Here is an 18,891-nt window from a genome sequence, read left to right as displayed (position 1 = left end):
CATGGATATTATTTTTGTCTGTACTGGAAATACGTGCCGCAGCCCAATGGCTGAGGCGCTTTTTAAATCAATTGCAGAAATGGAAGGGCTGAATGTCAATGTCCGCTCGGCAGGTGTGTTTGCTTCACCTAATGGGAAAGCGACGCCTCATGCAGTCGAAGCGCTGTTTGAAAAACACATTGCCCTTAATCATGTGTCTTCTCCATTAACTGAAGAACTTATGGAATCGGCTGATTTGGTTCTGGCTATGACCCATCAGCACAAACAGATCATTGCCAGCCAATTTGGACGTTATCGTGATAAAGTGTTTACGTTAAAAGAATATGTTACAGGCAGCCATGGTGATGTCATCGATCCGTTCGGCGGCTCAATTGACATCTATAAACAAACGCGAGATGAGCTTGAAGAGCTTCTTCGGCAGCTGGCAAAACAGCTGAAAAAAGACCGCAGATAAGTTGTCAGAAAATCTGTAAACAGGTCATTTGCAAATCCTGCGTGAAGGAGTAGAATATAGTGAAAAGCACATCATATGGTGTGAATCAAAGAGCGGACAGGCTGCGCGGTCAATAAAGCGGGCGGGCCGCATCACACACGCTGGGAGGAAAAGCAGATGAAAGTAGCCATTGCATCGGATCATGGCGGCGTTCACATTCGAAATGAAATCAAAGAGTTAATGGACGAATTGCAAATTGAATATATTGATATGGGCTGTGACTGCGGCAGCGGCTCTGTCGATTATCCGGATTATGCTTTTCCGGTGGCCGAAAAAGTGGTTAGCGGCGAAGTTGACAGAGGCATTTTAATTTGCGGGACAGGTATCGGCATGAGCATTTCCGCTAATAAAGTAAAAGGGATTCGCTGCGCGCTGGCGCACGATACCTTCAGCGCGAAGGCGACGAGGGAGCATAATGACACAAACATCCTTGCGATGGGTGAACGGGTGATCGGACCTGGTTTGGCTCGGGAAATCGCAAAAATCTGGCTGACTACTGAGTTTACCGGGGGAAGACACCAAACGCGTATTGGAAAAATCTCAGATTATGAAGAGAAAAACCTGTAGGGGTGCTGTTTAATGAATGAGTTGAAACAAACGTGGAAGACGATGCTGTCTGAGTTTCAGGACCAAGCAGAATTGAAACAAGATCAGCTCTTCGTCCTTGGATGCAGCACGAGCGAAGTGGCCGGCAGCCGGATCGGCACATCGGGCAGTGTAGATATCGCTGAAAGCATCTACAGCGGACTTGCTGAGCTCTGGGAAAAAACGGGAATCCATCTGGCGTTCCAATGCTGCGAGCATTTGAACAGAGCGCTTGTCGTCGAAGCAGAAACAGCCAAGCTGTTCAGGCTTCCAACCGTTTCTGCCGTGCCCGTTCCAAAAGCGGGCGGAGCGATGGCGTCTTATGCGTTTAAGCAGATGAAGTCTCCTGTTCTTGTTGAAACCATTCAGGCTGATGCCGGAATTGATATAGGCGATACGTTTATCGGCATGCATCTGAAGCCGGTGGCTGTCCCTGTGCGTGTCTCTCAAAACAGCCTCGGTTCAGCTCATGTGACATTGGCGCGTACACGGCCGAAACTAATCGGCGGAGTGCGGGCGGTTTATGAGTGCGAATGAAAGGACTGCATAGCCAGTCTTTTCTTTTATTTTAAGACAGTGAAATAAATTCCGAACTTTAAATTAAATTTAAGTTATTAATATTCGTTTTTACCAATAAAAATTTAGATTTTTTAAAAATAATCTTTTACATCGGCCTTAAAAACCATGTACAATAGTGATGGTAAAAACAAAGAACAGGATACGGATAGGAGAGGATCTCGCTGATGAAACATTTACCTGCGCAAGACGAACAAGTGTTTAACGCCATTAAAAATGAGCGTGAACGCCAACAGACTAAGATCGAATTGATTGCTTCTGAGAACTTTGTAAGTGAAGCTGTTATGGAAGCACAAGGATCTGTTTTGACAAATAAATACGCAGAAGGATATCCGGGCAAACGCTACTACGGCGGATGCGAGCACGTCGATGTCGTTGAAGATATCGCTCGTGACCGCGCGAAGGAAATCTTTGGAGCGGAGCATGTAAACGTTCAGCCTCATTCAGGCGCACAAGCAAACATGGCCGTGTACTTCACGATTTTGGAGCAAGGCGATACTGTACTTGGGATGAACCTCTCCCACGGCGGCCATTTAACACACGGAAGCCCAGTCAACTTCAGCGGTGTTCAATATAACTTTGTTGAGTACGGCGTAGATAAAGAAACTCAATATATTGATTACGATGACGTGCGTGAAAAAGCCCTCGCTCATAAACCGAAGCTTATCGTAGCAGGAGCAAGTGCGTATCCTCGTACAATCGACTTTAAGAAATTCCGTGAAATTGCTGATGAAGTCGGCGCTTACTTCATGGTGGATATGGCACATATCGCAGGACTTGTTGCGGCAGGCCTTCATCCAAACCCGGTTCCTTACGCTGATTTCGTTACAACAACAACACATAAAACACTTCGCGGTCCTCGAGGCGGTATGATCCTTTGCCGTGAAGAGTTTGGCAAGAAAATTGATAAATCGATCTTCCCTGGAATTCAAGGCGGCCCGCTGATGCACGTTATTGCCGCAAAAGCTGTTTCATTTGGTGAAGTATTGCAGGACGATTTCAAAACATATGCACAAAACGTCATTTCAAATGCGAAACGTCTGGCTGAAGCCTTAACGAAAGAGGGCATCCAGCTCGTTTCAGGCGGAACAGACAACCACCTTATCCTTGTTGATCTTCGTTCGCTCGGACTGACTGGTAAGGTTGCGGAGCATGTACTTGATGAAATCGGTATTACGTCTAACAAAAACGCGATTCCATATGATCCTGAAAAACCTTTCGTAACAAGCGGCATCCGTCTTGGTACAGCTGCTGTAACCAGCCGCGGTTTTGACGGAGACGCTTTAGAAGAAGTCGGTGCTATCATTGCGCTTGCATTGAAAAACCACGAAGACGAAGGAAAACTTGAAGAAGCAAGACAGCGTGTAGCTGCTCTGACTGATAAATTTCCTTTATATAAAGAATTAGATTATTAAGATCCTAAAACCCGCTTGGGCTTATGCCCGGCGGGTTTTTTGACGATGTTCTTGAAACTCAATGTCTTTTTTTGTAGAATCAATAGAAGTGTGTAATTGTTGATGGGACAATAAAAAAGGAGCTGAAACACAGTATGGGAAAGGTTTATGTATTTGATCATCCTTTAATTCAGCACAAGCTGACATATATACGGAATGAAAATACAGGTACGAAGGATTTTAGAGAGTTAGTAGATGAAGTGGCTACACTCATGGCATTTGAAATTACCCGCGATCTTCCTCTGGAAGAAGTGGATATCAATACACCGGTTCAGGCTGCGAAATCGAAAGTCATCTCAGGGAAAAAACTCGGAGTGGTTCCTATCCTCAGAGCAGGATTGGGAATGGTTGACGGCATTTTAAAGCTGATTCCTGCGGCAAAAGTGGGACATGTCGGCCTTTACCGTGATCCAGAAACCTTAAAACCCGTGGAATACTATGTCAAGCTTCCTTCTGATGTGGAAGAGCGTGAATTCATCGTAGTTGATCCGATGCTCGCTACGGGCGGTTCCGCAGTTGAAGCCATTCACAGCCTTAAAAAACGCGGTGCGAAAAATATCCGTTTCATGTGTCTTGTAGCAGCGCCGGAGGGTGTGGAAGAATTGCAGAAGCATCATTCGGACGTTGATATTTACATTGCGGCGCTAGATGAAAAATTAAATGAAAAAGGATATATTGTTCCAGGTCTCGGAGATGCGGGTGACCGCATGTTTGGAACAAAATAAAAAAATGAAATCCCCAAAAGGGGGTTTCATTTTTTTATCCAGTTTTTTGCTATTCGGTGAATCTGTATACAATTATAGGTGAAATTGTGAACATTCTGTGGAGACGTAAAGTATAAAAAGTTTTTTAACTTTAAACAGATTGACACATGTTAGGGGCTATTGTATGCTAAACGAGGGTATTATGAGAAGGTTTTCATAGCTTTCATTATAGTCCTCATCCTCAATGTAAATCCTCTCAGCAAACCCGTATTATGAGGATTTATTTAAGCGAATGAAACAGCATCCCTGCAAGGCTTGCGGATGAATGATTTTTTCGAACAGGCCCGTTTTGCCGGTCAAAAAAGGTCTTCTACTAAGGGTTAACCGCTGATTTTTGCCGTATCCAAGCTATACATTATTTTTTCATCAGGAGACAGATAATTGATGGACGATCCCAAGCTTACATTTAGCAGACAACGCAAATATTTATTGTTCATTTTGGCAGTGTATGTACTGGGTTATGGTTTAACAGCGTATAAAACCGTTTTTTTAGGCCTTATTCTGGGAACTGTTTTCAGTTTGTTTAATTTTTTACTGCTCGTCAGAAGAATGAATGCTTTTGACAGAGCTGTTGAGAAAGGAAAGTCCATACGATCTCTCGGGAGCGCAGCGCGGTGGTGCAATGCGATTCTTGCTGTGGCTGTTGCCTATAAAAATCCCGAATACTTTCATATGGCAAGTACAGTTATTGGATTAATGACAATATACCCTGTCATTATGATAGATTCCTTTATCCAGCTTAAACGTTCATCAATGGAAGAGAGGTGAAAACCCTTTGAATCATGGTTACAGAACTATAGAATTTCTAGGTCTTACTTTTAATCTGACAAACATTCTGATGATTACTGTGGCGAGTGTGATTGTTTTATTGATTGCTATATTGACGACAAGAACGCTTTCGATCCGTCCCGGAAAAGCCCAGAACTTTATGGAATGGATTGTTGATTTCGTCCGCAATATTATTGGCAGTACAATGGATTTAAAAACAGGGGCTAACTTCTTGGCACTTGGTGTCACATTGCTGATGTACATATTTGTGTCGAATATGCTGGGGCTGCCGTTCTCTATTACAATCGGACATGAGCTCTGGTGGAAGTCTCCGACAGCCGATCCTGCCATTACATTAACGCTAGCCGTGATGGTTGTTGCTTTAACCCACTACTATGGTGTGAAGATGAAAGGGCTCAAGGAATATTCCAAAGACTATTTAAGACCTGTTCCATTCATGCTCCCGATGAAAATCATCGAAGAGTTTGCGAATACGCTGACTCTAGGTTTGCGGCTGTATGGTAACATCTTCGCCGGTGAGATTCTTCTCGGCCTGCTTGCGGGATTAGCAACAAGCCATTATTCGCAAAGCGTGGCTCTCGGTCTTGTCGGTACAATCGGTGCCATTCTGCCGATGCTGGCATGGCAAGCATTCAGTTTATTTATTGGTGCTATCCAGGCATTTATCTTTACAATGCTGACGATGGTGTACATGTCTCATAAAATCAGTCATGATCATTAAAACATTATATCCAAACGGATAACATTTTAAAGGAGGAACTTTTTCATGAATTTAATAGCAGCTGCGATTGCAATTGGTTTAGGCGCACTTGGTGCAGGTATTGGTAACGGTTTGATTGTTTCACGTACGGTAGAGGGGATTGCCCGTCAGCCGGAAGCAGGTAAAGAACTGAGAACTCTTATGTTCATGGGTATCGCATTAGTTGAAGCCCTTCCTATTATCGCTGTCGTTATCGCATTCTTAGCGTTCTTTGGCTAAGCATAAAAGCCTTATATGAACTAAAAATGGCGAAGATCATTCCAAGAGAACCTTCGCCATTGCTTTATGTCTGATAAGCATCCCGCCTTGCCGGCTGAAAAGAGACAAGTGCGGCTGCTGGATCAGCAAAGAAAAACCTGCAGAAGGGAGTTGCCGTAGTAGATGTCTCAATTACCACTTGAACTAGGATTGTCGTTTAACGGCGGAGATATCCTGTTCCAACTGTTAGCTATGTTAATCTTATTAGCGCTTCTGAAGAAATACGCTTTAGGGCCGCTATTAAACATAATGAAACAGCGTGAAGACCACATCGCTGGAGAAATTACGTCTGCTGAAGAAAAAAATAAAGAAGCGCAGCAGCTGATTGAAGAGCAGCGCGTTCTTTTAAAAGAAGCAAGACAGGAATCCCAAACTCTTATCGAAAACGCAAAGAAACTGGGAGAGAAGCAAAAAGAAGAGATTATTCAGGCTGCACGTGCAGAATCTGAACGTCTGAAAGAAGCAGCAAGAACTGAAATCGTGAAGGAAAAAGAACAGGCGGTTTCTGCTCTCCGTGAGCAAGTAGCGTCTCTTTCTGTCATGATTGCGTCGAAAGTGATCGAAAAAGAACTGGATGAACAAGCGCAAGAGAAATTGATCCAGGACTATCTTAAAGAGGTAGGAGAAAGCCGATGAGTGGATCAGCTGTCTCTAAACGATATGCATCAGCTCTTTTTGATATAGCCAATGAGTCCGCTCAGCTGAATCAAGTAGAAGAAGAGCTAATTGTTGTAAAACAAGTATTTCAAAATGAAAAAGCGCTTAATGATGTGTTGAACCATCCGAAGGTGCCGGCTGCGAAGAAAAAAGAGCTGATTCAAAATGCATTTGGCTCTTTGTCACAGTCCGTACTCAATACGATTTTTCTTTTGATTGACCGCCATCGTGCCGCGATTGTCCCTGAGCTCACAGATGAGTTTATCAAACTCGCAAATGTGGCCCGTCAAACAGAAGACGCAATCGTATATTCAGTGAAACCGCTGACGGATGCAGAAATGTTACCATTATCACAAGTGTTTGCAAAAAAAGCCGGAGTCGCTTCACTGAGAATCAGAAATGAAGTGCAGACGGATTTAATAGGCGGCATTAAAGTCCGCATTGGAAACCGGATTTATGACGGCAGCGTAAGCGGGAAGCTTCAGCGCATCGAACGTCAATTAGCCGGGGAAAATCGATAGAAGGGGTGAAACCTAAGTGAGCATCAAAGCTGAAGAGATTAGCACGCTGATAAAACAGCAAATACAAAATTATCAATCTGATATTGAAGTTCAAGACGTAGGTACAGTCATCCAAGTCGGTGACGGTATTGCACGTGTGCACGGCCTTGACAACTGTATGGCCGGTGAACTTGTCGAATTTTCAAACGGTGTTTTGGGTATGGCTCAAAACCTTGAAGAATCAAACGTAGGTATCGTCATCTTAGGACCTTTCAGTGAGATCCGTGAGGGAGACGAAGTAAAAAGAACAGGTCGCATCATGGAGGTTCCTGTTGGTGAAGACTTAATCGGCCGTATTGTAAACCCGCTAGGCCAACCGGTAGACGGACTTGGCCCGATCCTTACAAGCAAAACTCGTCCGATTGAAAGCCCTGCACCAGGCGTTATGGACCGTAAATCCGTTCATGAACCGCTTCAAACCGGTATCAAAGCGATCGATGCACTGATTCCAATCGGCCGCGGCCAGCGTGAGCTGATCATCGGTGACCGTCAAACAGGTAAAACATCTGTTGCGATCGATGCGATCCTGAACCAAAAAGACCAAGACATGATCTGCGTATATGTTGCGATCGGCCAAAAAGAATCAACAGTCCGCGGCGTAGTAGAAACATTGCGTAAACACGGCGCGCTTGATTATACAATTGTTGTAACGGCGTCTGCCTCACAGCCGGCACCGCTTCTGTACCTGGCACCGTATGCTGGGGTTACAATGGCAGAAGAATTTATGTACAGCGGCAAGCACGTTCTTGTTGTATACGATGATCTTTCTAAACAAGCGGCTGCTTACCGTGAGCTGTCCTTGCTTCTTCGCCGTCCGCCAGGCCGTGAAGCGTTCCCTGGGGATGTATTCTATCTTCATTCCCGTCTGCTTGAGCGTGCAGCAAAGCTTAGCGACGCGAAAGGCGCAGGATCAATTACAGCTCTGCCGTTCGTAGAAACACAAGCCGGAGATATCTCTGCTTATATTCCGACGAACGTCATTTCCATCACCGACGGACAGATCTTCCTGCAATCTGATTTGTTCTTCTCAGGCGTACGTCCAGCGATCAACGCCGGATTGTCTGTATCCCGTGTCGGCGGCTCAGCGCAAATCAAAGCGATGAAAAAAGTATCAGGTACTTTGCGTCTTGACCTTGCGTCATACCGTGAGCTGGAAGCATTCGCTCAATTCGGTTCTGACCTCGACCAAGCGACTCAGGCAAAACTGAACCGCGGTGCACGTACAGTTGAAGTGCTGAAGCAGGATCTGAACAAGCCGCTTCCGGTTGAAAAGCAAGTAGCCATTCTTTATGCGCTGACAAAAGGATATCTCGATGATATTCCTGTGGCGGATATCAGACGTTTTGAAGATGAGTACTACATGTACCTTGACCAAAACCATAAAGACCTGCTTGACGGAATTGCGAAAACAGGAAACCTTCCTGCTGATGAAGACTTCAAAGCTGCAATCGAAGGCTTCAAACGCACATTTGCACCAAGCAACTAACTCGAATGCTGATGAGAGAAAAAGGTTCTCTTTTTCTCTCTTTTTACGCAGATGAAGAGAAAAGGTGGTGAAATCTTTGGCCTCATTACGCGATATTAAGTCAAGGATCACGTCAACGAAAAAAACAAGTCAGATTACAAAAGCCATGCAGATGGTATCTGCGGCTAAGCTGAATCGTGCTGAAAACAATGCAAAATCATTTGTGCCATATATGGATAAAATCCAAGAGGTTGTGTCAAACGTCGGAAGAGTTTCCGGCAACGTGAAGCACCCGATGCTTCTCAGCAGAGAAGTGAAAAAAACGGCATACCTTGTCATTACGTCTGACCGCGGTCTTGCCGGCGCTTTTAACAGTTCGGTTTTACGGAATGCTTATCAGGCCATGCAAGAACGTCATCAGTCTAAGGATGAGTATGCGGTGATTGCCATCGGAAGAGTGGGCCGTGATTTCTTTAAGAAACGTGAGATTCCGATCATTTCCGAGTTAACAGGACTTGGGGATGAAGTGACGTTTACAGAAATTAAAGATCTTGCCCGTCAAACGATCCAAATGTTTATAGACGGTGCGTTTGATGAATTGCACCTTGTTTATAACCATTTTGTCAGCGCCATTACTCAAGAAGTAACGGAGAAAAAACTTCTGCCGTTATCTGATTTGGGCAGCGGCGGCGGAAAAAGAACGGCGTCTTATGAATTTGAACCATCTGAAGAGGAGGTTCTGGAGGTTTTGCTTCCTCAATATGCAGAAAGCTTAATCTTCGGTGCGCTTCTTGACAGTAAAGCAAGTGAGCACGCTGCAAGAATGACGGCGATGAAAAATGCGACAGACAACGCGAAGGAACTTATCGATTCACTTTCGCTTTCTTACAACCGCGCTCGCCAAGCAGCCATCACACAAGAAATTACGGAAATTGTCGGCGGAGCAGCCGCTTTAGAATAGAAAGATTTTGTCAGGAGGGATAGCGATGAAGAAAGGACGCGTTAGCCAGGTATTAGGACCGGTCGTCGACGTGCGTTTTGAAGACGGTCACTTGCCTGAAATTTATAATGCGATTAAAATTTCACAGCCAGCTGCAAGTGAAAACGAAGTAGGTATTGATTTAACGCTTGAGGTCGCTCTTCATTTAGGTGATGATACAGTCCGTACAATCGCAATGGCATCTACAGATGGTGTTCAGCGCGGTATGGAAGCTGTAGATACAGGAGCGCCAATCTCAGTACCGGTTGGTGATGTAACACTTGGACGTGTATTTAACGTTCTCGGAGAAAATATTGATTTGAATGAGCCGGTTCCTGCGGATGCGAAAAAGGATCCGATTCACAGACAGGCGCCTTCATTCGATCAGCTTTCAACAGAAGTTGAAATTCTTGAAACAGGTATTAAAGTTGTTGATTTGCTTGCTCCTTACATTAAGGGCGGTAAAATCGGATTGTTCGGTGGTGCCGGTGTAGGTAAAACCGTATTAATCCAGGAATTAATCAACAACATCGCGCAAGAGCACGGCGGTATCTCTGTATTCGCCGGCGTAGGAGAGCGTACTCGTGAAGGGAACGACCTTTTCTACGAAATGAGTGACTCTGGCGTAATCAACAAAACAGCCATGGTATTCGGACAAATGAACGAGCCGCCGGGCGCACGTATGCGTGTTGCTTTGACAGGCCTTACAATGGCTGAGCACTTCCGTGATGTACAAGGACAGGACGTACTGTTCTTCATCGATAACATTTTCCGTTTCACACAAGCGGGTTCAGAGGTTTCAGCCCTTCTTGGCCGTATGCCTTCAGCGGTTGGTTATCAGCCGACGCTTGCAACTGAGATGGGTCAGCTCCAAGAGCGTATCACGTCTACGAACGTTGGATCAGTTACATCTATCCAGGCGATCTACGTGCCTGCCGATGACTACACTGACCCGGCGCCGGCGACAACGTTCGCTCACTTGGATGCGACAACAAACCTTGAGCGTAAATTAACTGAAATGGGTATTTACCCTGCGGTTGATCCGTTGGCATCTACATCACGCGCCCTTGCTCCTGAAATTGTCGGAGAAGAGCATTATGCGGTTGCGCGTGAAGTACAGTCAACGCTTCAGCGTTACAAAGAGCTTCAAGATATCATTGCGATTCTCGGTATGGATGAATTAGGCGAGGAAGACAAACTTGTCGTTCACCGCGCTCGTCGTATCCAGTTCTTCCTTTCTCAGAACTTCCACGTGGCTGAACAGTTCACTGGACAAAAAGGTTCTTACGTGCCTGTAAAAGAGACGGTACAAGGCTTCAAAGAAATCTTAGCCGGTAAATATGACCATCTTCCAGAAGATGCATTCCGTCTTGTAGGCCGTATCGAAGAAGTTGTTGAGAAAGCAAAAGAAATGGGTGTAGAAGTTTAATCTGGTCCTAGGAGGGTAAAAGCATGAAGACCGTTAAAGTCAATATCGTTACTCCCGACGGCCCAGTATACGATGCGGATATCGAAATGGTGAGTGTGAGAGCCGAAAGCGGCGATCTCGGTATTTTGCCAGGCCATATTCCAACCGTGGCTCCTCTTAAAATCGGCGCTGTCCGTCTGAAAAAAGACGGGCAGACTGAAATGGTTGCCGTCAGCGGCGGATTTGTCGAAGTCCGTCCTGATCAGGTCACCATCCTTGCCCAGGCTGCCGAGACAGCGGAAGGCATCGATAAAGAGCGCGCTGAAGCTGCACGCCAGCGGGCGCAGGAGCGTTTGAATACTCAATCAGATGATACTGACATTCGTCGGGCTGAGCTTGCATTACAGCGGGCTTTGAACAGATTGGATGTAGCAGGGAAATAAGAAAAAATCCTTCTCTTTATGAGAAGGATTTTTTTATGAACGAACAAGAGAATCAAACAGCGACAGCAGCGGGCGATCCTCTTTTTGGCGCAGGTATAAACCATCACAGGCATTCATTGTATGCCACGATTTGCGATGTCTTCTAAAGCCAAGTGTATAAGCGCCGTCTTTATAGGGATAAGGTTTTACAACCCATTCAGCATCTTCATGGCGGGCAATCACGCAATCTATAAGATAAACACTGATCATTTTCTCGAATTCTTCAATAGGAAGATTCCAATCAGCAAGCAAAAGTTCTTGTATACTTTGAAAATAAAGGTTTTCAAGCTCTTCAAGGCTTTCTCTCGTATAGGTAAGAGAAATGTTAAAAAACTGACACAATTCATTCAGTTCTTCAATCTGTGACTGTCTATAATCATAATAGAATGCAATTGCTTCCCATTCCTGATCAAAAATTGGCAGGTCCTCACCATATTGCTTTTCAGGCTGAAAAAAAGAATGATTCACATTTGCCAGCTCCTTTCCAATAAAGTATACCATGTAAAAGAATCGCACTTTAAGCGGGGATTAGCCCTAGATTTGGCTGATTATTCCGTTCTGTATAAAATGTATCATCTTTATCTGTGCTTCTTATATAATAAGAAAGGGTATGAACGCAGAGAAAGGAGTGTAATAGATGAGTGTATTGGGACAGCAGGCTGCAATCGGCATTGTCGTTCACCTGATTTTTATAGCAGTGACTTGGTGGGCGTTGCAAGCCGTCAATATAGATCCGTTAATCAAAAAAGGCAAAGTCGTGCAGGCTAGACTCCTGATGATTTTGCTGACAATCGCCATTGGAACGGCCGTTGCCAATTTCTTTTTAGATTATCTCAATTATTCACAGCAGCTTCCCTATCTATTTTAATAGGTTTTGAACATTATTATCATTAAATGGTTGGGAGAAGCGGGTTGAAGCGAATAGCTCGAGTTTTGACGAAGATTTTTACGTATGGCGCCTCTTGCCTCCGGTAAAACTGGGGATAAGGGGGAGAGATGAACATGAAGAAAAAACAAGTAAGCCACGCTATTATCATTTCCGTCATGTTAAGCTTCGTCATTGCTGTTTTCCATACCATCCATGCGAGTGAATTAACGCCGTTAGCACAAATGGCAGAGGGGATGGAACGCCAAGATGTGTCAATAGATAAGTGGACATTGCATGCAAAACAAAACATGTCACTGACCGAAAAAGAATTTTATCAAAAAGTGCAACGTTTAAAATCAGAGTATCGTCAATATGATTGGGTGATTGCACGGGAAGATAAAATGATAAAGGCAATTGGCACATATACTGACAAAAAAAATCGTACTTCTTTTAGACTGCAGCTTGTCACAACCCTCAAAAAACACAATCCAACTTCGTATTTATTATATGAGCAAATGAGTCTAGAGACACCGGATAGCTGGAATGATACATATGAACAGTTTGAACGGGAGACACTTGGGATATTCCAAGAAAAAGTAGTTATTTTTACTTGTCTAAATGGTCACTTAGATGATAATATGAATATTGTTTTGCAAAAAAAAGCAAATCAGTTATTAAATGAATTTCAAGCAAGATCAGTAGAACATGTAGTTGAGCCAAATTTCGTTTCTATTTCTGCGTTTACAGATGAGTGGGAAGAGTACATTATGACCTCGAAACATAAAATGAATTTGCAAATTGCACTTAGAAGTGCAGGAATGGGCGGAAAACATACCGTTACGGTTGGCACACCAATCGTTACGACTGAATATTAATATAGAGAATTTAGGGACGCGGAGGGGAATACCTTGGAAAAAATCATCGTCCGCGGCGGTCAGAAGTTAAACGGCACAGTCAAAGTTGAAGGCGCTAAAAATGCCGTTTTACCTGTTATCGCTGCATCTTTATTAGCAAGTGAAGAAAAAAGCGTAATTTGTGATGTACCTACGCTCTCCGATGTATATACAATTAACGAAGTGTTGCGTCATTTAGGAGCAGATGTGCATTTTGAAAATAATGAAGTGACTGTAAATGCTTCATACGCTTTGCAAACTGAAGCACCTTTTGAATATGTTCGTAAAATGCGTGCGTCTGTGCTTGTCATGGGGCCGCTTCTTGCGCGTACAGGTCATGCAAGAGTTGCACTTCCGGGCGGATGCGCAATTGGTTCCAGACCGATTGATCAGCATTTAAAAGGTTTTGAAGCAATGGGCGCAAAAATCAAAGTCGGTAATGGCTTCATTGAAGCTGAAGTAAAAGGCCGACTGCAAGGCGCAAAAATTTATCTGGACTTCCCAAGTGTAGGAGCTACAGAGAACCTGATTATGGCAGCCGCTCTAGCTGAAGGAACAACAACGCTGGAAAACGTGGCAAAAGAACCCGAAATCGTTGATTTAGCAAACTATATCAACGGCATGGGCGGAAAAATCCGCGGAGCTGGCACCGGCACCATCAAAATTGAAGGAGTCGAAAAGCTTCACGGCGTAAAACACCATATTATTCCTGACCGTATTGAAGCGGGCACATTTATGGTTGCTGCTGCAATCACTGAAGGTAACGTATTAGTAAAAGGAGCGGTTCCTGAGCACCTCACCTCTTTAATTGCAAAAATGGAAGAGATGGGTGTAACAATTAAGGATGAAGGTGAAGGTCTGCGTGTCATCGGCCCGAAAGAACTTAAACCGATTGACATCAAAACAATGCCTCACCCGGGCTTCCCGACTGATATGCAGTCACAAATGATGGCGCTTCTGCTTCGTGCAAGCGGCACAAGCATGATTACAGAAACCGTTTTTGAAAACCGTTTTATGCATGCGGAAGAATTCCGCCGTATGAATGGTGATATCAAGATTGAAGGACGTTCTGTCATCATTAACGGTCCTGTACAGCTTCAGGGAGCTGAAGTTGCAGCGACTGATTTGCGTGCAGGTGCAGCGCTGATTCTTGCGGGGTTAGTGGCTGAAGGTCACACACGTGTTACTGAATTGAAGCACTTAGACCGCGGTTACGTTGATTTCCATCAGAAGCTTGCCGCTCTGGGCGCAGACATCGAACGTGTAAATGATGAGTCTGCTTCTGAGCAAGAGAATAAAGAAGTCGTTTCTGACTTAAATGCATAAACTTACTTGAAAATCAGTATGTCACTCTGGCATACTGGTTTTTTATTTTTTGTGTATTATCATCATTATGCGCAAAATAGCAAAAAAGAATACGTAAATGACAAATAAAGTTTCTGTCCAAAACGAGAGTCATATTAGCTTGTCCCTGCCCATAGACTAGACTAGAGTCGAATCCCGAGCAGGAGGCAGCTGAATATGAAACAATTCGCAATCACACTATCCGTACTATGTGCATTGATTCTCTTGGTTCCCACACTCTTGGTTATACCATTCCAGCATAATAAGGAAGCGGGGGCCAGCGTAGAATCAGAAAAGACAGCAGTCAGCACGAAACCAGCATCGAAAGGAGCAGAAACATTGAAAGCATCACCTGTTTCTATTCCCGTCTATCGAACCGCAAATCAATCCGTAGAAGACATTCCGCTTGAAGAGTATGTGATTGGAGTCGTCGCCTCCGAAATGCCGGCAACCTTTGAATCTGAAGCACTGAAAGCCCAGGCTCTCGCCGCCAGAACATTTATTGTCAGACTGATGGTGTCAAATTCAGCGGTTGAGGCTCCTAAAGGCTCACTGGTGGATGATACACAGATGTTCCAGGTGTATAAAAACAAAGCGGAGCTGAAAAAACAGTGGGGCACAAGCTATGAGACAAAACTGAAGAAAATCACAGATGCGGTAGCCAGTACGCAAGGCAAAATCTTAACGTACAACAACCAGCCGATTGAAGCCTCCTTTTTCTCCACAAGCAACGGCTACACAGAGAATGCAGAAGCTTATTGGACAAGTGCTATCCCATATTTAAAAAGCGTCAAAAGCCCATGGGATAAAAAGTCTCCGAAATATAAGGCAACGAAAACCTTTACAGCGGCAGAATTTCAGCAAAAGCTTGGCGTCAAGCTGGATGGATCTAGCGCAGTAGGGAAGATTACTGGCGAGACACCGGGCCACCAGGTCGCAACTGCCGTCATTAACGGCAAGACGCTGAAAGGAAGAGACATACGTGAAAAGCTGGGTCTCAACTCCGCCGATTTTGAATGGAAGCGAAATGGAGACACAATTACAGTCACGACGAGAGGATTTGGCCACGGTGTGGGGATGAGCCAATACGGAGCGAATTTTATGGCCAAAGAAGGCAAAACGGTTGATGACATTGTAAAGTACTATTACCAAGGCACACAAATTTCTGAGGCAGATGCGTTTTTGAATAAATATATGGCGAAAAAGTAGAAAAAGACGCTCATTGGGCGTCTTTTTCTGTTCCTGAATATCTTTTATCTAAGAGCAGCTGAAACGGTTTAGAGGAGCTTCTGACCGTCTTTAAGGATCAGTCCTTTTTTCCTGATTTCAGGCTTTGAGATTGTGGTAAAGTCATCCACATTTGTCGACAGACTTCGACAGACTCATATAACGAAAGCCGAAAGGCGGACAATCTTCTCTTTTCATAGGGGCGTTAGGTGGAAATCACTAATAAAAACATAGGTTTCTATGCAAAAGTAAACAACAGCAATGGGGAAGCCCGCCCTATTTATTTCTCGGTTTTTGTTGATTACGATAGATTATGTTCAGCGTTGAACATCTGCACGCAGAAACAAATTGGTAAAGGGGTACGAACATGAAGAAAAGATTTTCACTGATCATGATGACAGGATTGCTTTTTGGATTAACTTCACCTGCTTTTGCAGCTGAAAAGTCAGAAACGGAGGCTAAAGCGCCGGCGAACGTGGCGGTCTTGCTTGATGCCAGCGGAAGTATGGCGAAAAGAATAGATGGTGTATCTAAATTTAATTCAGCCAAAAAAGAAATTTCAAAGTTTGCGAGCTCATTGCCAGAAGGAACTCAGGTGAAAATGAGCGTGTTTGGCTCTGAAGGAAACAATAAAAATTCCGGAAAAGTTCAGTCATGCGAAGCCATTCGCAACGTATACGGCTTCCAAAGCTTTAACGAGCAAAGCTTCCTCAATTCTCTCAATACAATTGGGCCGACTGGCTGGACGCCAATTGCCAAAGCGCTGAACGAGGCGAAATCTTCTTTTGACCAGCTTGATGCAAAAGGGGAAAAAGTGGTGTATCTGTTGACAGACGGTGAGGAAACGTGCGGAGGAAACCCGATTAAAACAGCAAAGGAACTGCAAAAAGACAATATCACTGTTAATGTGATCGGCTTTGATTATAAAGAGGGATACAAAGGCCAGCTGAACGCAATTGCGAAAGTAGGCGGCGGTGAATACTTCCCGGCTTATACCCAAAAAGATGTTGAGAAAATTTTCACTCAGCAATCACTAATGTTATCTAAATAAGAAAAAAGAGGCTGGTGATGGTCAGCCTCTTTTTGTATGTAACAAAAACTTCAAAACTAATTAGCTGTCTGCCTGTAGCATAGTAGCAGATTTCAGTTTTTCTGTCATAATCAAGGCGAAAAAAGAATGAATGATCACACAAGCTGTTTATGCTTTCTGGGCGGAAATGGCTAAAAATGAACGGCATTTCAAGCGATTTTGGACAGATCGTGAAAGCAGCACAAAAGGCAGCATGTCCTATATCTTTTTGCATTTTCGTATTCTAGCATAAAGAAGAATCCAACATATAGTTGGAAAATATGAAAAAGAAAGGAAGTAATCATATGAAAAAATTGCTGGCTGCCGGTATCATTGGATTGTTGACTGTTTCCATTGCCTCCCCGTCTTTTGCCGCTGAGAAACAGGCTGATACAAATGTAGCTGTTTTGTTTGACGGAAGCGGAAGCATGGTTCAAAAAACAGGAGGAGAGCGCAAAATAGACATTGCCAAAAAATCAGTAAAATCTTTTGCCGAACTCCTTCCGAAGGATACAAATCTTATGCTTCGCGTTTTCGGGCATGCAGGGAATAATAAACTGTCCGGTAAAGCCCTTTCGTGCAGTACGACGGAAACTATTTACGGCCTTCATCCATATGAAGGATCCCTGTTTGACAATTCATTGAGTGAGCTCAAGCCGACTGGATGGACACCGATTGCCAAAGCACTTGCAGACACAAGAAAAGAATTTGAGGCATTTGACGCAGACGGGAAAAACGTGGTGTATTTAATCACTGACGGTGAAGAAACGTGCGGCGGAGACCCTGCGGCAGAAATCGAAAAGCTCCGTGCATCAAATGTGGATACGATTGTAAACATCATTGGCTTCAACTTTGATGTCAAGGGTAATGAAGAGATGAAACAAGCAGCTGTCGCTGGCGGCGGAGAATATATTTCAGCGAACAGTGCGGATGAGTTCGAACAGGCTTGGGAAAAAGAAGCACAAAAATTTACTGAGTAAGGAACCTAAAGATCAGGCGCTCCCCCAGGCGCCTTTTTTATTGGTTTAAAAACAGTTTGGGCGGGAATGATACCCTAAAAAGGGGTTGAACATATGAAATTATTCGGAATGATTTTTCTTATAGCCACCGTTGCATTCATATTGCTTGGTGTTCTTTTAAAACTGGCAGCCTTCTTTTTTGTCAGCATTCTCACCTTGATCGCAGCTATTGTGCTGTTTACGGTTCTGAAAAAGAATCAGCATAATCAAACATAGAGTCCTTTATACAGAGGTGTGTCAGCGTGTCGACAAACCCCGCGTTCGTTGTCAATGCACATTGGTAAAAGGAACGGCAGCTAAATGCTTAGGCGCCCTGCCTAAACACCGCCGTCATCACATCCTGTGAAAGCCCTTTATATAGAGGGCTCTTTTTGTGTCTCAGAATTCGACAAAATCCGAGGAGTGTGAAAAAATATAAAGGCAGGAACATTGCGGAGGGGAAGAGACATTGAACGATAAAGTAACTGCGGTCAGGGATGTATGGCGCTATGAACAAGGGGAAATAAGCAAAGTAGAAGACCGGATGGTGACGGAATTCCCTTTGACAGTGATACTGAATGGCAGTGAATTTGTGACGCTCGTTTGTACGCCTGAGCATATCGAAGAGCTTGTCATCGGATTTCTCGCATCAGAGGGTGTTATACGATTTCAAAAAGAAATTAAAAGGTTTACAATAGATGAAAGTCTCGGTTTTGTATATGTCGACCTCGTTCACCCTGAGACATTGGATCAAAAGGATTATACGAAACGGGTGATCGGCTCATGCTGCGGAAAGGGCCGTCATTTTTATTTTCAGCAGGATGTCAAAACAGCCAAAACGGCTGTCAGCCAAATCAAGATATCGCCTGAGGCATGTTTGGCGCTTATGAAAGACATGCAGCAAGGGAGCGGGACGTTTCAGGATACGGGAGGCGTCCATAATGCGGCGCTTTGCGACACAGAGAAGCTTCTGTTGATGCGCACCGATATCGGTCGGCACAACGCACTTGATAAACTATACGGACACTGCCTTCTAAACGGGATGTCCGTACGCGACAAACTGATTGTGTTCAGCGGCAGAATCTCATCAGAGGTCCTGTTAAAAGCGGCCAAAATCGGCGTGTCGATTGTCATTTCCAAATCGGCCCCGACGGAGCTTGCGATTCAAATGGCTGAAGAATTGAATATCACAGCGATTGGATTTGTCAGAAACGGATCATTTAATGTATATACACACCCTGAGAGAATCAGGGAGTAGGAAG

General features: G+C 44.3%; 24 protein-coding genes. 23 read left to right on the top strand and 1 reads right to left on the bottom strand.

Going from position 1 to position 18,891, the window contains the following annotated elements; genetic code table 11:
• Position 1 precedes the first annotated feature (1 nt).
• From prpB to MKX38_RS18820, 14 genes are all read left to right on the top strand, one after another.
• Positions 2-454, top strand: coding sequence for a protein arginine phosphatase PrpB (gene prpB / locus MKX38_RS18885; RefSeq protein WP_014481190.1), 453 nt, complete (start codon positions 2-4; stop codon positions 452-454).
• A 156-nt stretch (positions 455-610) separates the two neighbouring features.
• Positions 611-1,060, top strand: a complete 450-nt coding sequence (gene rpiB, locus MKX38_RS18880; RefSeq protein WP_003221910.1) for a ribose 5-phosphate isomerase B — start codon at positions 611-613, stop codon at positions 1,058-1,060.
• Between the two features lie 12 nt (positions 1,061-1,072).
• Positions 1,073-1,615: a TIGR01440 family protein gene (locus MKX38_RS18875; RefSeq protein WP_339188020.1), complete on the top strand. Its 543-nt coding sequence runs from the start codon at positions 1,073-1,075 to the stop codon at positions 1,613-1,615.
• Positions 1,616-1,821: 206 nt separating this feature from the next.
• Positions 1,822-3,069, top strand: a complete 1,248-nt coding sequence (gene glyA, locus MKX38_RS18870; RefSeq protein WP_003227669.1) for a serine hydroxymethyltransferase — start codon at positions 1,822-1,824, stop codon at positions 3,067-3,069.
• A gap of 134 nt (positions 3,070-3,203) precedes the next feature.
• Positions 3,204-3,833 carry a uracil phosphoribosyltransferase gene (upp, locus tag MKX38_RS18865; protein ID WP_003227670.1) on the top strand — a complete coding sequence of 210 codons (630 nt, stop codon included), beginning with the start codon at positions 3,204-3,206 and terminating at the stop codon, positions 3,831-3,833.
• Between the two features lie 423 nt (positions 3,834-4,256).
• Positions 4,257-4,640, top strand: a complete 384-nt coding sequence (gene atpI, locus MKX38_RS18860; protein ID WP_003243159.1) for an ATP synthase subunit I — start codon at positions 4,257-4,259, stop codon at positions 4,638-4,640.
• A gap of 7 nt (positions 4,641-4,647) precedes the next feature.
• Positions 4,648-5,382, top strand: a complete 735-nt coding sequence (gene atpB / locus MKX38_RS18855) for a F0F1 ATP synthase subunit A (RefSeq protein ID WP_003242621.1) — start codon at positions 4,648-4,650, stop codon at positions 5,380-5,382.
• A gap of 45 nt (positions 5,383-5,427) precedes the next feature.
• Entirely contained in the window at positions 5,428-5,640 is a 213-nt protein-coding gene (gene atpE, locus MKX38_RS18850) for a F0F1 ATP synthase subunit C (protein WP_003151167.1), read from the top strand.
• A 162-nt stretch (positions 5,641-5,802) separates the two neighbouring features.
• Positions 5,803-6,315 (top strand): F0F1 ATP synthase subunit B, encoded by a 513-nt coding sequence (gene atpF / locus MKX38_RS18845; RefSeq protein WP_003244051.1) that lies wholly within the window; start codon positions 5,803-5,805, stop codon positions 6,313-6,315.
• A complete protein-coding gene (locus MKX38_RS18840; protein WP_003243176.1) occupies positions 6,312-6,857 on the top strand; it encodes a F0F1 ATP synthase subunit delta in 546 nt (181 codons plus the stop codon). Before atpF ends, MKX38_RS18840 begins: the two co-directional genes overlap by 4 nt.
• 16 nt (positions 6,858-6,873) lie before the next feature.
• Positions 6,874-8,382: a F0F1 ATP synthase subunit alpha gene (gene atpA, locus MKX38_RS18835; protein ID WP_338382438.1), complete on the top strand. Its 1,509-nt coding sequence runs from the start codon at positions 6,874-6,876 to the stop codon at positions 8,380-8,382.
• Between the two features lie 76 nt (positions 8,383-8,458).
• Positions 8,459-9,322 (top strand): ATP synthase F1 subunit gamma, encoded by an 864-nt coding sequence (atpG, locus tag MKX38_RS18830; protein ID WP_014481185.1) that lies wholly within the window; start codon positions 8,459-8,461, stop codon positions 9,320-9,322.
• A gap of 25 nt (positions 9,323-9,347) precedes the next feature.
• Positions 9,348-10,769 carry a F0F1 ATP synthase subunit beta gene (gene atpD / locus MKX38_RS18825; protein ID WP_003227686.1) on the top strand — a complete coding sequence of 474 codons (1,422 nt, stop codon included), beginning with the start codon at positions 9,348-9,350 and terminating at the stop codon, positions 10,767-10,769.
• 23 nt (positions 10,770-10,792) lie between these two features.
• Positions 10,793-11,191 carry a F0F1 ATP synthase subunit epsilon gene (locus MKX38_RS18820; RefSeq protein WP_021480810.1) on the top strand — a complete coding sequence of 133 codons (399 nt, stop codon included), beginning with the start codon at positions 10,793-10,795 and terminating at the stop codon, positions 11,189-11,191.
• 33 nt (positions 11,192-11,224) lie between these two features.
• Here the strand turns inward: MKX38_RS18820 and MKX38_RS18815 are convergent, their stop codons facing one another.
• A complete protein-coding gene (locus MKX38_RS18815; RefSeq protein ID WP_043940215.1) occupies positions 11,225-11,698 on the bottom strand; it encodes a hypothetical protein in 474 nt (157 codons plus the stop codon).
• A gap of 169 nt (positions 11,699-11,867) precedes the next feature.
• On the opposite strand from MKX38_RS18815, the gene MKX38_RS18810 reads away from it, so the two are divergent.
• The 9 genes from MKX38_RS18810 (at position 11,868) to fdhD (ending at position 18,887) form a co-directional block, all read left to right on the top strand.
• Complete coding sequence (locus tag MKX38_RS18810) at positions 11,868-12,098, top strand: DUF1146 family protein (protein WP_003227691.1); 231 nt, start codon at positions 11,868-11,870, stop codon at positions 12,096-12,098.
• 134 nt (positions 12,099-12,232) lie between these two features.
• A complete protein-coding gene (locus tag MKX38_RS18805; protein ID WP_015483817.1) occupies positions 12,233-12,973 on the top strand; it encodes a YwmB family TATA-box binding protein in 741 nt (246 codons plus the stop codon).
• Positions 12,974-13,006: 33 nt separating this feature from the next.
• Positions 13,007-14,317, top strand: a complete 1,311-nt coding sequence (murA, locus tag MKX38_RS18800) for a UDP-N-acetylglucosamine 1-carboxyvinyltransferase (protein WP_029726057.1) — start codon at positions 13,007-13,009, stop codon at positions 14,315-14,317.
• A 195-nt stretch (positions 14,318-14,512) separates the two neighbouring features.
• Positions 14,513-15,544 (top strand): stage II sporulation protein D, encoded by a 1,032-nt coding sequence (gene spoIID, locus MKX38_RS18795; RefSeq protein WP_019712591.1) that lies wholly within the window; start codon positions 14,513-14,515, stop codon positions 15,542-15,544.
• Positions 15,545-15,929: 385 nt separating this feature from the next.
• A complete protein-coding gene (locus MKX38_RS18790) occupies positions 15,930-16,613 on the top strand; it encodes a VWA domain-containing protein (protein WP_014478248.1) in 684 nt (227 codons plus the stop codon).
• 130 nt (positions 16,614-16,743) lie between these two features.
• Positions 16,744-16,884, top strand: coding sequence for a hypothetical protein (locus MKX38_RS18785; RefSeq protein WP_003227702.1), 141 nt, complete (start codon positions 16,744-16,746; stop codon positions 16,882-16,884).
• Positions 16,885-16,936: 52 nt separating this feature from the next.
• Entirely contained in the window at positions 16,937-17,611 is a 675-nt protein-coding gene (locus MKX38_RS18780) for a VWA domain-containing protein (RefSeq protein WP_003243553.1), read from the top strand.
• A 93-nt stretch (positions 17,612-17,704) separates the two neighbouring features.
• On the top strand, positions 17,705-17,866 hold the full coding sequence (locus MKX38_RS18775; protein ID WP_003227706.1) for a hypothetical protein: 162 nt from the start codon (positions 17,705-17,707) through the stop codon (positions 17,864-17,866).
• Positions 17,867-18,098: 232 nt separating this feature from the next.
• Complete coding sequence (gene fdhD / locus MKX38_RS18770; protein ID WP_003227709.1) at positions 18,099-18,887, top strand: formate dehydrogenase accessory sulfurtransferase FdhD; 789 nt, start codon at positions 18,099-18,101, stop codon at positions 18,885-18,887.
• Positions 18,888-18,891 lie beyond the last annotated feature (4 nt).

The organism is Bacillus sp. FSL M8-0025 (assembly GCF_037975475.1).
Lineage (GTDB): Bacteria > Bacillota > Bacilli > Bacillales > Bacillaceae > Bacillus > Bacillus subtilis.
This window is presented reverse-complemented; position numbering and strand designations above follow the sequence as displayed.

What these genes read in the sequence shown, in the direction of transcription:
- prpB (WP_014481190.1), top strand. Translation starts at nt 2, where the DNA reads ATGGATATTATTTTTGTCTGTACTGGAAATACGTGCCGCAGCCCAATG.
- spoIID (WP_019712591.1), top strand. Translation starts at nt 14,513, where the DNA reads ATGAAACAATTCGCAATCACACTATCCGTACTATGTGCATTGATTCTC.
- MKX38_RS18775 (WP_003227706.1), top strand. Translation starts at nt 17,705, where the DNA reads ATGAAATTATTCGGAATGATTTTTCTTATAGCCACCGTTGCATTCATA.
- MKX38_RS18810 (WP_003227691.1), top strand. Translation starts at nt 11,868, where the DNA reads ATGAGTGTATTGGGACAGCAGGCTGCAATCGGCATTGTCGTTCACCTG.
- MKX38_RS18820 (WP_021480810.1), top strand. Translation starts at nt 10,793, where the DNA reads ATGAAGACCGTTAAAGTCAATATCGTTACTCCCGACGGCCCAGTATAC.
- atpD (WP_003227686.1), top strand. Translation starts at nt 9,348, where the DNA reads ATGAAGAAAGGACGCGTTAGCCAGGTATTAGGACCGGTCGTCGACGTG.
- atpI (WP_003243159.1), top strand. Translation starts at nt 4,257, where the DNA reads ATGGACGATCCCAAGCTTACATTTAGCAGACAACGCAAATATTTATTG.
- MKX38_RS18785 (WP_003227702.1), top strand. Translation starts at nt 16,744, where the DNA reads ATGATCACACAAGCTGTTTATGCTTTCTGGGCGGAAATGGCTAAAAAT.
- rpiB (WP_003221910.1), top strand. Translation starts at nt 611, where the DNA reads ATGAAAGTAGCCATTGCATCGGATCATGGCGGCGTTCACATTCGAAAT.
- upp (WP_003227670.1), top strand. Translation starts at nt 3,204, where the DNA reads ATGGGAAAGGTTTATGTATTTGATCATCCTTTAATTCAGCACAAGCTG.
- MKX38_RS18875 (WP_339188020.1), top strand. Translation starts at nt 1,073, where the DNA reads ATGAATGAGTTGAAACAAACGTGGAAGACGATGCTGTCTGAGTTTCAG.
- MKX38_RS18780 (WP_003243553.1), top strand. Translation starts at nt 16,937, where the DNA reads ATGAAAAAATTGCTGGCTGCCGGTATCATTGGATTGTTGACTGTTTCC.
- atpF (WP_003244051.1), top strand. Translation starts at nt 5,803, where the DNA reads ATGTCTCAATTACCACTTGAACTAGGATTGTCGTTTAACGGCGGAGAT.
- MKX38_RS18805 (WP_015483817.1), top strand. Translation starts at nt 12,233, where the DNA reads ATGAAGAAAAAACAAGTAAGCCACGCTATTATCATTTCCGTCATGTTA.
- MKX38_RS18790 (WP_014478248.1), top strand. Translation starts at nt 15,930, where the DNA reads ATGAAGAAAAGATTTTCACTGATCATGATGACAGGATTGCTTTTTGGA.
- glyA (WP_003227669.1), top strand. Translation starts at nt 1,822, where the DNA reads ATGAAACATTTACCTGCGCAAGACGAACAAGTGTTTAACGCCATTAAA.
- MKX38_RS18840 (WP_003243176.1), top strand. Translation starts at nt 6,312, where the DNA reads ATGAGTGGATCAGCTGTCTCTAAACGATATGCATCAGCTCTTTTTGAT.
- atpE (WP_003151167.1), top strand. Translation starts at nt 5,428, where the DNA reads ATGAATTTAATAGCAGCTGCGATTGCAATTGGTTTAGGCGCACTTGGT.